This is a genomic window from Blautia sp. OF03-13, assembly GCF_003460685.1.
Taxonomy (GTDB): Bacteria; Bacillota; Clostridia; order Lachnospirales; family Lachnospiraceae; genus Fusicatenibacter; species Fusicatenibacter saccharivorans.
This window is the reverse complement of record NZ_QTVR01000017.1, coordinates 11,362-24,302: the sequence shown is the minus strand read 5'-3', so window position 1 is coordinate 24,302 and position 12,941 is coordinate 11,362. Positions and strand designations below refer to the sequence as shown.

At 44.6% G+C, this 12,941-nt stretch carries 9 protein-coding genes and 1 pseudogene; 8 read left to right on the top strand and 2 right to left on the bottom strand.

What is annotated here, in order from left to right; genetic code table 11:
- The first annotated feature begins 204 nt into the window (after positions 1-204).
- From DXA55_RS12675 to DXA55_RS12640, 7 genes are all read left to right on the top strand, one after another.
- Positions 205-1,791, top strand: coding sequence for an AAA family ATPase (locus tag DXA55_RS12675; protein WP_117814372.1), 1,587 nt, complete (start codon positions 205-207; stop codon positions 1,789-1,791).
- A 38-nt stretch (positions 1,792-1,829) separates the two neighbouring features.
- On the top strand, positions 1,830-2,312 hold the full coding sequence (locus DXA55_RS12670; RefSeq protein ID WP_055268132.1) for a prolyl-tRNA synthetase associated domain-containing protein: 483 nt from the start codon (positions 1,830-1,832) through the stop codon (positions 2,310-2,312).
- Positions 2,313-2,562: 250 nt separating this feature from the next.
- On the top strand, positions 2,563-2,772 hold the full coding sequence (locus tag DXA55_RS19615; protein ID WP_055225802.1) for a hypothetical protein: 210 nt from the start codon (positions 2,563-2,565) through the stop codon (positions 2,770-2,772).
- Positions 2,773-2,857: 85 nt separating this feature from the next.
- A complete protein-coding gene (locus tag DXA55_RS12660; RefSeq protein WP_055225800.1) occupies positions 2,858-3,607 on the top strand; it encodes a nucleoside phosphorylase in 750 nt (249 codons plus the stop codon).
- Positions 3,608-3,687: 80 nt separating this feature from the next.
- Positions 3,688-4,227, top strand: coding sequence for a kinase (locus tag DXA55_RS12650; protein WP_226906354.1), 540 nt, complete (start codon positions 3,688-3,690; stop codon positions 4,225-4,227).
- A 113-nt stretch (positions 4,228-4,340) separates the two neighbouring features.
- On the top strand, positions 4,341-6,029 hold the full coding sequence (locus DXA55_RS12645; RefSeq protein WP_055225796.1) for an AAA family ATPase: 1,689 nt from the start codon (positions 4,341-4,343) through the stop codon (positions 6,027-6,029).
- A gap of 13 nt (positions 6,030-6,042) precedes the next feature.
- Positions 6,043-6,489, top strand: a complete 447-nt coding sequence (locus tag DXA55_RS12640) for a GNAT family N-acetyltransferase (RefSeq protein WP_117814384.1) — start codon at positions 6,043-6,045, stop codon at positions 6,487-6,489.
- A 107-nt stretch (positions 6,490-6,596) separates the two neighbouring features.
- On the opposite strand, the gene DXA55_RS12635 is transcribed toward DXA55_RS12640, so the two are convergent.
- Positions 6,597-7,733 carry a glycerate kinase family protein gene (locus tag DXA55_RS12635; RefSeq protein WP_117814371.1) on the bottom strand — a complete coding sequence of 379 codons (1,137 nt, stop codon included), beginning with the start codon at positions 7,731-7,733 and terminating at the stop codon, positions 6,597-6,599.
- On the bottom strand, positions 7,733-9,331 hold the full coding sequence (locus DXA55_RS12630) for an AAA family ATPase (RefSeq protein ID WP_117814370.1): 1,599 nt from the start codon (positions 9,329-9,331) through the stop codon (positions 7,733-7,735). Before DXA55_RS12630 ends, DXA55_RS12635 begins: the two co-directional genes overlap by 1 nt.
- A gap of 490 nt (positions 9,332-9,821) precedes the next feature.
- On the opposite strand from DXA55_RS12630, the pseudogene ileS reads away from it, so the two are divergent.
- Positions 9,822-12,940, top strand: a pseudogene (gene ileS / locus DXA55_RS12625) (isoleucine--tRNA ligase).
- The last annotated feature ends 1 nt before the right edge of the window (position 12,941 follow it).

Genomic DNA, 12,941 nt, shown 5'->3' with positions numbered 1-12,941 from the left:
GTCTGATTTTAGTATCAACGAAATGCAGGAAATGCAGAAAGCGGGAAAAATGCGGACTGAAAAACAGAAGACCGGAATTGTATGGGATTCTCACAGGAGGACGAAAGTGAAAAACCGGAAGCTGCGTGGGAAAATCCTGTCCTTGTGATAGTCCGAGGGATCAAGTATAATGAGTCATATAAAATGTTGACGGGAGGGATTTGCATGGGAAGTTATCTGAATCCGGGAAATGAAGCATTTGCGGTTGCATTAAATTCTGAGATTTATGTTGATAAAACAGGACTGCTGACTTATACGAATAAAGTCATGAACACTCTGCAGGGATATATCTGCAACAGCCGCCCGCGGCGGTTTGGAAAATCAATTACGGCAAACATGCTCACCGCGTATTACAGCAAGGGCTGCAGTTCGAAAGAAATGTTTTCCGGGCTGGAAATCAGCAGGGCAAAGGATTTTGAAAAACATCTGAATCAGTATGATGTGCTCCACTGGGATATCCAATGGTGTATGGAACCGGCAGGCGGACCGGAGCGGATTGTTTCTTATATCTCAGAAAAAACGATTTCGGAGTTAAAAGAATATTATCCCCATATCCTTCCAGAAGAAATCCGGTCACTGCCGGAGGCGCTGTCGCGGATCAACGCGGCATCCGGGACAAAATTTATTGTGATTATAGACGAATGGGATGTTCTGATTCGTGACGAGGCGGCGGATCTCAAAACACAGGAAGAATATATCAATTTTCTGCGGGCGATGTTCAAAGGGACGGAGCCGACAAAATATATTCAACTGGCATATCTGACAGGTATTTTGCCTGTAAAAAAAGAAAAGACACAGTCGGCGCTGAACAATTTCAAAGATTATTCGATGCTGTATGCCGGGCCGATTGCACCATATGTAGGTTTTACAGAAACAGAAGTTCAAAAACTATGTGAAGTATATGGTCAGAAGTTTGAAGAAGTCAAACGATGGTACGACGGTTATCAGATTGGGAAATATCATGTATACAATCCAAATGCCGTTGTGAACCTGATGCTCGAAGGCGAATTCCAGAGCTACTGGTCCGGAACCGCATCCTATGAGGCGATTGTTCCGCTGATCAATATGGATTTTGATGGCCTGAAAAGTGCCGTAATCGAAATGCTTTCAGGAGATCATGTTCCGGTTGATGTTACCTCTTTTCAGAACGATACCGTTAGCTTCGCCAATAAAGACGATGTGCTGACGTATCTGATTCACCTTGGATATCTGGCCTATGATCGGACATTTAGAACTGCTTTTATTCCGAATGAGGAAATCCGTCAGGAATTGATTCTGGCAACGAAAAGGAAAAAATGGAATGAGTTGATTGTATTTCAAAAAGAATCAGAGCAGCTTCTGAAAGATACAATTCAGATGAATGGAAACGCAGTAGCAAAAGAAATTGAAAAAATTCACAGGGAATATACTTCTGTGATTCAGTATAACAATGAAAACTCACTCAGCAGTGTTCTGTCCATTGCCTATTTGAGTTCCATGCAATACTATTTCAAACCAATCCGCGAATTTCCCGCGGGTCGTGGATTTGCAGACTTTGTGTTTATTCCAAAGCCGGAGTTTCAGAATTATTACCCGGCGCTTGTTGTGGAACTGAAATGGGACAAAAGCGTCAGAGCAGCATTAGATCAGATCAGAGACGGAAAATATCCGGAGTTTGTTGCATGCTATGCAGGGGAGCTTTTGCTGGTGGGAATTAACTACAATGAAAAAACAAAAGAACATGAATGCCGGATTGAAAAGTATGAAAAATAAGGGTATATTTCAATTTCAGTTTACAGAGATAAAAGAGTATGGATAAGATAGAGATATATCATTATTTAAAAAGGCAAAATATAGCGTATGAAATTACGGAACATAAGGCAGTTTTCAATATGGAAGAAGCAGATGCTGTTGATTTGCCGTATCCAGAGTGGGGCGCTAAAAATTTATTTGTTCGCGACGATAAAAAACGTAATTATTATTTGATAACGATGAAAGGGAACAAGCGAGTAGATTTGAAAGCGTTTCGCAGGCAACGTGGTCTGCGTGCACTTTCTTTTGCAGCTGCGGAGGAATTATTTGATATTATGAAACTGATACCCGGTGCCGTTACGCCGCTTGGTATTCTAAACGATGCCGAACACAGAGTTCAAGTCTTCATGGACGTGGAATTTGTCGGAAATAAAATTGGTGTTCATCCAAATGATAATACAGCAACCGTTTGGATGCAGGCTGATGATTTAATGAAAATAATTCAGAAGCATGGAAATACTGTGGAATACGCATGTATATAATCGAAAGGTATTGCTGAAAAGTCTGAAAAAAGAAAAGTTCACAAACAAAAATGGTTCTCATTCTGCACTAAATATATTTACCGAGTATTCCATGACAGATCCCGGTGATCTGGCGGAATATTTTGGCTTCACAGAGCAGGAGATATCTGCCCTCTGTGAAAAATATGAGATGAGTTTTGAAGAAGCAAAAACGTAGTACGATGGTTATCAGTTGATTGCGCATCGGCAGACTGGAGATGAAATTTATTCCATGTATAGCCCGAAATCTGTGGTAGAAGCCATGCTGCGCCACAAATTCGGAACCTATTGGAACCAGACGGAAACGTATGAGGCCTTAAAAATTTATATTCAAATGGATATGGATGGCCTGAAAGATTCTGTGGTTCGAATGCTTGCCGGTATCAATTATAATAAAAAAACGAAGAAACATGAATGTGTTATTGAAGTAATGCAAAAATAAAAACGGAAGTCTCATGTCTGCGCAGTAAGGGTGGTGGATATGGGACTTTTTGGTAAAGATAAATAAAATTTATGGAGGAAACAGAATGATTATTGATTCTTATGATATCAACAGCGAGCCGATTGTAAAGCTGGAGAATTTTTATGGGGAGAAGCAGCATCTGGTAAAAAAATGTATGGTAATTTTTTCAAAAGTAATATATGAATACATGCTTGAAAAATTCCCATGCCGACAGATTGCAGAAGTAAGAGCATGCAATGGAAATATACCGGTTTGGACTCTGCCATATGAGGAAGAAACGATTGCTTTCTACCTGACACCAATTGGTTCCGCTCTTGCAGCAGGAACGATTGCCGAAGTCAATCATTTAACAGGAGCATCCGTCTTTATCATGTTTGGCTCGTGCGGCAGTCTGGACAAAGAAGCAACCGATGGAAAGTTTATTCTCCCAACGGAGGCATACCGGGGAGAAGGACTGTCCTATTATTTTGCAGAACCGCAGGACTACATAAAAATAAAAAACACGGACAAACTGGCGGAATTTTTCAAAGAAAGGAAACTGCCATACGTTCAGGGGCGCGTATGGACGACAGACAGTATGCTTCGGGAAACGGTAAATCTTGTAAGAAAACGAAAAGAAGAAGGATGCATTGCCGTGGAAATGGAACTCGCAGGCGTTCAGGCGATCAGTGATTTTTATGGATTTGAACTGTATGATTTTCTTGTTGCGGGAGATGTGCTGATCGAAGGAAACTATGAAACGGATGGATTATCTGCCGCTAACCACGATCTGGACAAGCTGTTTCTGGCGCTGCAGATAGCGAAAAGTGTATAAAATTACAATGTTTGAGGAAAAAGAAATATTTCAGAGCCGTTTGCAGAAACTTTTAGATAATACGAAAGCGGGAATTATGTATGGAGAATGGAATGACAATGGGCGATTGCTTACGGACGAATAAATTAATCATTTTAAGAGGAAATTCCGGCAGTGGAAAAACAACTATTGCAAAGGAATTACAGCAAGTGTTCGGAAATAATACAATGCTGATCTCGCAGGATGTTATCCGAAGAGATATGCTCAAAGTCAAAGACGGAGAAAATACAAAGGCGCTGCCTCTTCTGGAAGAACTTCTGCGATATGGAAGAAAACACAGCGAGATTGTTATTCTGGAAGGAATACTGAATGCGGAATGGTATCGTGCATTATTTGAGCTGGCAGTAGCTTTATATGGAAAAAATATATACGCATATTACTTCGACATCCCCTTCGAGGAGACCGTGAAGCGCCACAAAACAAAGCCGAACTGCAATGATTTCAGTGCAGAAGATATGCAGAGATGGTGGAACGAAAAAGATTATACATCCGTTCTGTATGAAACCAGAATAACGGCGGATCAGGACAGAGAAAGCATAGTTCGTGACATCTGTCAAAACATAATATCTAATGGAAAATAATTGCTTCGGACAGGGAATGATCTTTGTTCTGCCAGAGAAATATGATAAAATAGAAACAGAAATAAATTTTTGCAAGCCTGTCGGTGGTAAAGGATTTAGGAAGGAGCAGACCCATGAAATCAGTAATTTCCATTGGAAATCAGGATTTTATATCCATCAGAAAGAATAACTGTTTTTATATCGATAAGACGGATTTTATCAGGGAATGGTGGGACAATCAGGACAGTGTTACTCTGATCACACGCCCAAGAAGATTCGGCAAGACCCTGAATATGAGTATGGTCGAATATTTCTTTTCCGTAAATCATTCCGAATGCAGCAAATATTTTGAAGACCTTGTCATCTGGAAAGAGGAAAGATTTCGTAAGCTGCAGGGAACGTATCCGGTGATTTCCCTCAGCTTTGCAGATATCAAGGCAACCACATATGAGACTGCAAGAAGAGCGGTAATTCGTAAGCTGGTAAAATTATATAGTACTTTTGAATTTGTCAAATCCAGCAAAGTATTAAATGAAAAAGACCGCGCCTATTTTGATTCCGTTGAAGAAAATATGTCGGATGATGCGGCAGCAGTAGCTGTCAATTATCTGTCCGATTATCTGAGCCGCTATTACGGAAAAAAGGTGATTATTCTTCTGGATGAGTATGATACTCCTTTGCAGGAATCGTATATTCATGGGTATTGGGAGAATCTTACTGCGTTTATCAGAAGCCTGTTCAATTCCACATTCAAAACGAATCCCTATATGGAACGGGGACTGCTGACAGGAATAACAAGAGTCAGTAAAGAATCTATCTTTTCCGATCTGAATAATCTTGAAGTTGTAACAACAACATCGGAAAAGTACAGCGGCTCGTTTGGCTTTACAGAAGAAGAAGTCTTTCATGCGCTGGAGGAAAATGGGCTGTCCGATGAAAAAGGAACCGTCCGCTATTGGTATGATGGATTTTCCTTTGGAAAACGGAAGGATATTTACAATCCGTGGTCCATTACAAAATATCTGGACACGGGAGAATATGGAACGTACTGGGCAGACACCAGCGGAAATATGCTGATCTCCAATCTGATCCGTCGAAGTCCTGCAAAGATCAAGACGGAAATGGAAGATTTATTAAACGGCAGAGTGATCTGCACAGAATTGGATGAGCAGGTTATTTTTGAACAGCTTGGCAGAAAGCGGGGAGCCATCTGGAGTCTTATGCTTGCGAGCGGATATCTGAAAGTGGATCGGTACGAAATGGATAACCGAACAGGAAAGCGCCAGTATGATTTGAAAGTGACAAATCATGAGACAATGCTGATGTTTGAACAAATGATAGAGGACTGGTTTACAGAAGAAGATTCTGCATATGGCAATTTTAAAGATGCTCTGCTTGCCGGAGATCTGGATTATATGAACCAGTTTATGAATCAGGTAGCACTTCAGACATTCAGCAGTTTCGACACGGGCGGAAAACCATCAGAGGAACTCGAACCAGAAAGATTTTACCATGGATTTGTCCTTGGGCTGATTGTTGATCTGGCCGGAAAATACAGAATCACTTCCAACAGAGAAAGTGGATTCGGAAGGTATGACGTAGTAATGGAGCCATTGAAAGAAAACCTGGATGCGATCGTAATGGAATTTAAGGTTCAGAACACATCAAAAGAAAAGTCGCTGGAAGAGACGGTGGAGCATGCACTTCGTCAGATTCAGGAAAAACAGTATGACACAGAATTGCTTGCCAGAGGAATCGCAAAGGAGCGGATCAGGTATTATGGATTTGCGTTTCGGGGGAAGAAAGTGTTGATTGGAAATTAAAATGAGAGAAAATATGAAAATCAGAAAAGCAGAACTGAAAGACCTGTCCAGAATTGCGGAAATTTTCGTGTTCAACAACCGAATCAATTATTTCCCGATTTTTCACGAGGAGGCCTATTCCTTCGGTGAAATGCAGGTAGTTCCGATGATCGACCAGTACTTTAAGAAAGAAGAAATCTTAAACCGCATCTATGTCTACGATGATGGAATTATAAGAGGTTTTACAGAAATCAACGGAACCGAAATCTGTAAACTATACGTAGATCCATGTCTGCAGAACAACGGAGTCGGCCACGGGCTGATTACCTTTGCAATTGAAAAGTTTGACGCAGACCATCTATGGGCATTGGAGAAAAATACGCGTGCCATTGCGTTTTACAACCGCCACGGATTTCGGTGGGCAGGAACGAAACAGCTGGAAGCAGGAACGACAGAATATCTGCTGGAATTAAGACGATGAGAGCGCGGCGTGCTTTCTGTCCTTCCTGCAAAAATTAAAGCAGGAGAAAACGGTCTTGTGTTTTAACCGAATCAAGCAAGTAGCGAAGCGGATTGCGAATATCCGCTTTACTGAAGCAAAAATAGCCGAAAAGCTTGTTCTACCGTATCGGCCATATTTTCTGCCGCATTTTTCACATCCATAGCTTCTTCGAGTGAAACGACGCTCCGCATAATAGGGAAAAAGGCATCAATTCCGGCGGCGTTGCATGTGGATGCATCTTTTGTAACACAGCCTGAGAATGCAAGGACAGGTTTGCCGTATTCTTTTGACAGTTTTGCAACTCCGATCGGCGCTTTTCCCATCACGGTTTGCCCATCGAGCTGTCCCTCACCGGTGATGACAAGATCAGCGTCTCTCACATCATCACGAAGTCGGGTTTCATCCAGTATGATCTGAATGCCGGGTTCCAGTGAAGCAGAAAGAAACGTCTGAAAAGCAAATCCAAGTCCGCCTGCAGCACCCGTTCCGGGAAATTCCGCGTCAACGTTCGGGAATGTTTTCCGGCAGAGTGCGGCGTAGGAGGCAAGCGATGTGTCCATACGTTTGATCATGACAGCATCCGCGCCCTTCTGCGGTCCGAAAACGGCGCTGCAGCCGTTGGAACCGCAGAGCGGATTCGTTACATCGCAGGCAATACGGAAGGTGCATTCCGAAAGTTCCGGCAGAACGTGATCTGCCGTAATCGCGGTAAGAGATTCCAGTCCGACAGCACCAAAAGGAACCTGTTTTCCTTCTGCATCGAGCAGTCCGAAACCGAGTGCCTGTAGCATACCAATACCGCCGTCATTTGTGGCACTTCCGCCGATTCCAATGATAAAGCGGTGGCAGCCATTGCGGATGGCATCGCAGATAACCTCACCGACACCGTACGTTGTGGCGTACAGCGGATTTTTCTCATCGCCGTGTACCTGCGTAATACCGGCAGCCCCCGACATCTCGATAATGGCGGTCTGCGTTCGGTCGATGATGCCATACGGGCAGATAACCTGCTTTCCGGCAGGACCGGTCACCGAAACGGAGACAAGCCGTCCGCCAAGACCTTCGGTCAGTGCCTGAACGGTACCTTCACCGCCATCGGCAAGCGGGCGCACAACCGTCTCCACCTTCGGATCGACACGATAAATCCCGGTGGCGGCCGCTGTTCCTGCCTGCAGAGAGGAAAGGCTTCCTTTAAAAGAATCAATTGCAATCACAACTTTCATCATTTTTCTCCTGATTTCAAATATTTTTCAATCCGACACTCATGCACCTTCGTCTTCTTATCATAATTAACACCAACCAGCAGAATATCCCCTGTATAAGATGCAATGGAAGCCGGGTAATGCTGTCTTTTAATCTGATCCAGTGCCGTTTCCGCATTCTTGTTCCATTTCAGTTCTACTACAAGCGCCGGAAAATCGTATCGGTATTCCGGCTTTGGCAGAAAGACAAAATCGGAAAAACCGCGCCCGGTCGGAAGTTCACGAATGGGTTTGAAGTAATATTGTATGGAACTTAAATAAGCAATCGTGAGCACACAACTGAGTGAATTTTCATTATGATACTGAATCACAGAAGTATATTCCTCATGGATCTTTCCAATTCCTGCAGCAACCGCATTTTCATCCATAGCAAGTGTAGCATCCAGAAGCTCTGCAGATTCCTGCTGAAAGGTAAGAAGTTCATTCCAGCGGTTGGAAGTAACCGCCGTCAGAAATTCCCGGCGGATTTCTTCATTTGGAATGTATGCCATCTGCGTCTGCTGATTATAGGCAAGATACCCTAGATGAATCAGCAGCGTCAGAACATCATCTTTATTCACAAAGCTGACCATATCATTTTTAAAGGAAGTAACCAGTACGGGAACTGCGGCGCCGGAAAGCATCTCCAGAATTGCTGTTTTCAATCCGTCAAAATCCATATTGATAAAAGGAACCATCGAGTCGTATGTGCTCGTCTCCGACCAATAGCTTTGGAATGTCCCATCCAGAAGCAGACTTGTTACCGCGTTTGGATTGTATACATGGTAATTTCCAAGCAGATAGCCGTCGTACCATCGTCTGACTTCCTCAAAATTTTGTCCGTATTTCTGACAGAGAGCGGAAACTTCATCTTCTGTGAATCCAATATAGGAAGCCAGCGGGCCTGGATTCAGCATGGAATACTGATGAAAATTATTTAAGGCAGACTGCGTTTTCAATTTTTTGATCGGAAGAATACCCGTGAGAAACGCAAGCTGGATATATTTCGTCGGTTCCGTCCCTTTGAACATTCCACGAAGAAAATTAATGTAATCATCCTGAATTTTCTGGTTGGAGGCCTCATCACGAATCAGGACATCCCATTCATCAATAATAATCACAAATTTCTGTCCGGTCGCCTCTTTGATCCGGGACAGAGCGTCGGGAACGGTGGAAACTTCCGGCGGAAGCTGATCTGCATAGATGGTACGCAGCTCGGCCAGTGTACATTCTGTAATGTAGGCCACAATCTGTTCCGGATCGCTGACATTCGAAAGAAACCACTGGATGTCCAGATGAATCACATCGTACTGGTTCAGATGCTTCTCAAAGTCTGCCGTCTGGCTGATCGCAAGGCCAGAAAACATCTTTCTGGAATCACAGCCCTTGCTGTAATAGGCCGCCAGCATATTTGCAGCAAATGATTTTCCAAACCGCCGCGGGCGGCTGTTGCAGATATAGCCCTGCATGGTGTCCAGAACTTTGTTGGTATACGATAAAAGTCCTGTTTTGTCCACATAGATTTCGGAATTGAGAGCAACCTGAAATGCACTGTTGTCCGGATTCACAAATCTTCCCATGATTTCACTTCCCTTCCGTTTTTTGATTATACCCCGATTTTACCATTCCCCCATCCAAATAGCAACGCACACCCCCGAAAATCCCGTAAAATCGCGGAAAAGAACCGATAAAATATGCTTTCCACTCTTGACAACGCTTACAGCCCCTAGTTATAATAAGGCATGAAAAACGATGACGAAGACAGTAGTCTGCGCGTGAACGGTCTGTGGAAAGCGAGCCGGGGATGGTGGGAGTCCGGTACAAGTAGCGGCAGGTGAACATCACTTCCAAGTTGCAGTTCTGAATCTGCGCGTCCGGCGCATAAAATATAGAAAGCCGGAGAGCAGTGGTAAGAAGTTGCCGGTTGTTCCCCGTTACAGGAAATGCATATGATAGTATGTAACAGGTGGTTACGATAAGTACAGCTTTCGTCCTATTACAGGGCGGGAGCTTTTTCTTATTTTACGCGAACAAATAAAACGAGAAACTTAAGTTTCAGGAGGTACAAGCATGTACAAGAAAGTTTCAACCGACATGAACTTTGTCGAGAGAGAAAAACAGGTTGAGAAGTTCTGGGAAGACAATCAGATCTTCGAGAAAAGTATGAAAGTGCGTGAAGGAAATCCGTCCTACGTATTCTATGACGGACCGCCGACCGCAAACGGAAAACCGCACATCGGCCACGTAGAGACCCGTGTTATCAAGGATATGATTCCGAGATACCGTACTATGAAAGGCTATCAGGTACCGAGAAAAGCAGGCTGGGATACCCACGGACTGCCGGTAGAGCTGGAAGTTGAGAAAAAGCTCGGTCTGGACGGAAAAGACCAGATCGAAAAATACGGCGTAGAGCCATTCATCGAGCAGTGTAAAGAGAGCGTATGGAAATACGAGGGAATGTGGGAAGACTTCTCCCATACCGTTGGCTTCTGGGCTGATATGAAAAACCCATACGTTACGTATCATAACGATTACATCGAGTCCGAGTGGTGGGCATTAAAAGAGATCTGGAAGAAAGGTCTTCTGTACGAAGGACACAAAATCGTTCCTTACTGCCCGCGCTGCGGTACCCCGCTTTCTTCTCACGAAGTAGCGCAGGGATACAAAGATGTCAAAGAACGTTCTGCCGTTGTCCGCTTTAAAGTAAAAGGCGAGGACGCTTACATCCTGGCATGGACCACCACACCGTGGACCCTTCCGTCCAACGTTGCGCTCTGCGTCAACCCGGATGAGGATTATGTAAAAGTAACAAGCAAAGGATATACCTATTATATGGCAGCCGCTCTGGTAGACACCGTTCTCGGTGAGGGCGCTGAAATCCTGGAGCATTATCAGGGCAAAGATCTTGAGTTCAAAGAGTACGAGCCGCTGTTCCCGTACGCTGAGAAGAGAATCGGAAACAAAAAAGCATACTATGTAGTCTGCGATACCTACGTAACACTGACCGATGGTACCGGTGTTGTTCATATCGCCCCTGCATTTGGTGAGGACGACTCCAAGGTCGGTCACAGATACGATCTTCCTTTCGTACAGTTAGTAAACGAAAAAGGTGAGATGACCGAGGAAACTCCGTGGGCAGGTACTTTCTGCAAGAAAGCAGATATGGCCGTTCTGCAGGCACTCGAGGATAAAGACCTTCTGTTTGATGCGCCGCTGTTCGAGCACAGCTACCCGCACTGCTGGAGATGCGATACTCCGCTGATCTACTATGCACGTGAAACCTGGTTCATCCGCATGACTGCAGTAAAAGAGGATCTGATCCGCAACAACAACACCATTAACTGGATTCCGGAAAGCATCGGAAAAGGACGCTTTGGCGACTGGCTGGAAAATGTTCAGGACTGGGGACTTTCCAGAAACCGTTACTGGGGAACTCCGCTTCCGGTATGGCAGTGTGAATGTGGCCATCAGGACTGCATCGGCAGTATCGAAGAGCTGAAAGAAAAAGCCGACAACTGCCCGGATGACATCGAGCTTCACCGCCCATACATCGACGCAGTGACCATCAAGTGCCCGAAATGCGGTAAAGAGATGCACCGTGTACCGGAGGTTATCGACTGCTGGTTCGATTCCGGCTCCATGCCGTTCGCACAGCATCACTATCCATTCGAGAACAAAGAAACCTTCGAGAAACAGTTCCCGGCACAGTTTATTTCCGAGGCTGTAGACCAGACACGTGGATGGTTCTACTCCCTGCTTGCAATTTCCACTCTGCTGTTCAACAAAGCACCGTACGAGAACGTTATCGTTCTTGGTCTGGTACAGGATGAGAACGGACAGAAGATGAGTAAATCCAAAGGAAATGCGGTAGATCCGTTTGACGCACTGCAGACCTACGGTGCCGATGCGATCCGCTGGTACTTCTACACCAGCAGTGCTCCGTGGCTGCCGAGCCGTTTCGCAGGCAAGACGGTCGTGGAAGGACAGAGAAAGTTCATGGGAACCCTGTGGAACACCTACGCGTTCTTTGTCCTGTATGCAAACATCGACAACTTCGATGCAACAAAATACAGTCTGGAATATGACAAACTGGCTGTTATGGATAAATGGCTGCTGTCCCGTCTGGAATCCACTGTAAAAGCAGTAGACGACAACCTGGCAAATTACCGTATCCCGGAGGCAGCAAAAGCACTGCAGTCCTTCGTGATGATATGAGTAACTGGTATGTACGCCGCTCCCGTGAGCGTTTCTGGGCAAAAGGCATGGAGCAGGATAAGATCAATGCTTACATGACTCTGTACACCGCACTGGTGACCGTTGCAAAAGCAGCAGCTCCGATGATTCCGTTCATGACAGAGGATATTTATCAGAACCTCGTAAAGAGCATCGATGCAAGTGCACCGGAAAGTATCCATCTGTGCGACTTCCCGGAGGTACATGAGAACTGGATCGATCCGAAGATGGAAGAGGATATGGCAGACCTGCTGGAGATCGTCGTTATGGGACGTGCCGCAAGAAATACTGCCAATATCAAAAACCGTCAGCCGATCGGAACCATGTACGTGAAGAGCGAGTTCCAGCTTTCCGAATTCTACAAAGAGATCATCGAGGACGAGCTGAATGTCAAAGAAGTTGTATTTAAAGATGACATCGCAGATTTCATCAGCTACAGCTTCAAACCGCAGATGCGTACCGTAGGACCAAAATACGGAAAACTCCTGAACAAGATCAAAACAACCCTGTCTGAGCTGGATGGAAACAAGGCTATGGCAGAGCTCAAGAGCACCGGCGAACTTAAACTTGACATCGATGGACAGGAAATTGTATTATTAGAGGAGGATTTGTTAATTGACATGGCACAGATGGAAGGCTATGTATCCGAATCCGACCATACAATCACCGTTGTTCTGGATACCAATCTGACTCCGGAACTGATCGAGGAAGGTTTTGTTCGTGAGCTGGTAAGTAAAATCCAGACCATGCGTAAAGAGGCCGGCTTTGAGGTTATGGACAAGATCAGAGTATATGCAAAAGACAACGACAAGATTGTAAGCATCATGAAAAACCATGGTGATGAAATTAAATCTGAAGTTCTGGCAGAAGAAATCGTGACTGGAGAGACAAAGGGCTATGAGAAGGAGTGGAATATCAACTCCGAAAAGGTTACCATGGCAGTAGAGCGTATCTAAG

What these genes read in the sequence shown, in the direction of transcription:
- DXA55_RS12675 (WP_117814372.1), top strand. Translation starts at nt 205, where the DNA reads ATGGGAAGTTATCTGAATCCGGGAAATGAAGCATTTGCGGTTGCATTA.
- DXA55_RS12670 (WP_055268132.1), top strand. Translation starts at nt 1,830, where the DNA reads ATGGATAAGATAGAGATATATCATTATTTAAAAAGGCAAAATATAGCG.
- DXA55_RS19615 (WP_055225802.1), top strand. Translation starts at nt 2,563, where the DNA reads ATGTATAGCCCGAAATCTGTGGTAGAAGCCATGCTGCGCCACAAATTC.
- DXA55_RS12660 (WP_055225800.1), top strand. Translation starts at nt 2,858, where the DNA reads ATGATTATTGATTCTTATGATATCAACAGCGAGCCGATTGTAAAGCTG.
- DXA55_RS12650 (WP_226906354.1), top strand. Translation starts at nt 3,688, where the DNA reads ATGGAGAATGGAATGACAATGGGCGATTGCTTACGGACGAATAAATTA.
- DXA55_RS12645 (WP_055225796.1), top strand. Translation starts at nt 4,341, where the DNA reads ATGAAATCAGTAATTTCCATTGGAAATCAGGATTTTATATCCATCAGA.
- DXA55_RS12640 (WP_117814384.1), top strand. Translation starts at nt 6,043, where the DNA reads ATGAAAATCAGAAAAGCAGAACTGAAAGACCTGTCCAGAATTGCGGAA.
- DXA55_RS12635 (WP_117814371.1), bottom strand. Translation starts at nt 7,733, where the DNA reads ATGAAAGTTGTGATTGCAATTGATTCTTTTAAAGGAAGCCTTTCCTCT.
- DXA55_RS12630 (WP_117814370.1), bottom strand. Translation starts at nt 9,331, where the DNA reads ATGGGAAGATTTGTGAATCCGGACAACAGTGCATTTCAGGTTGCTCTC.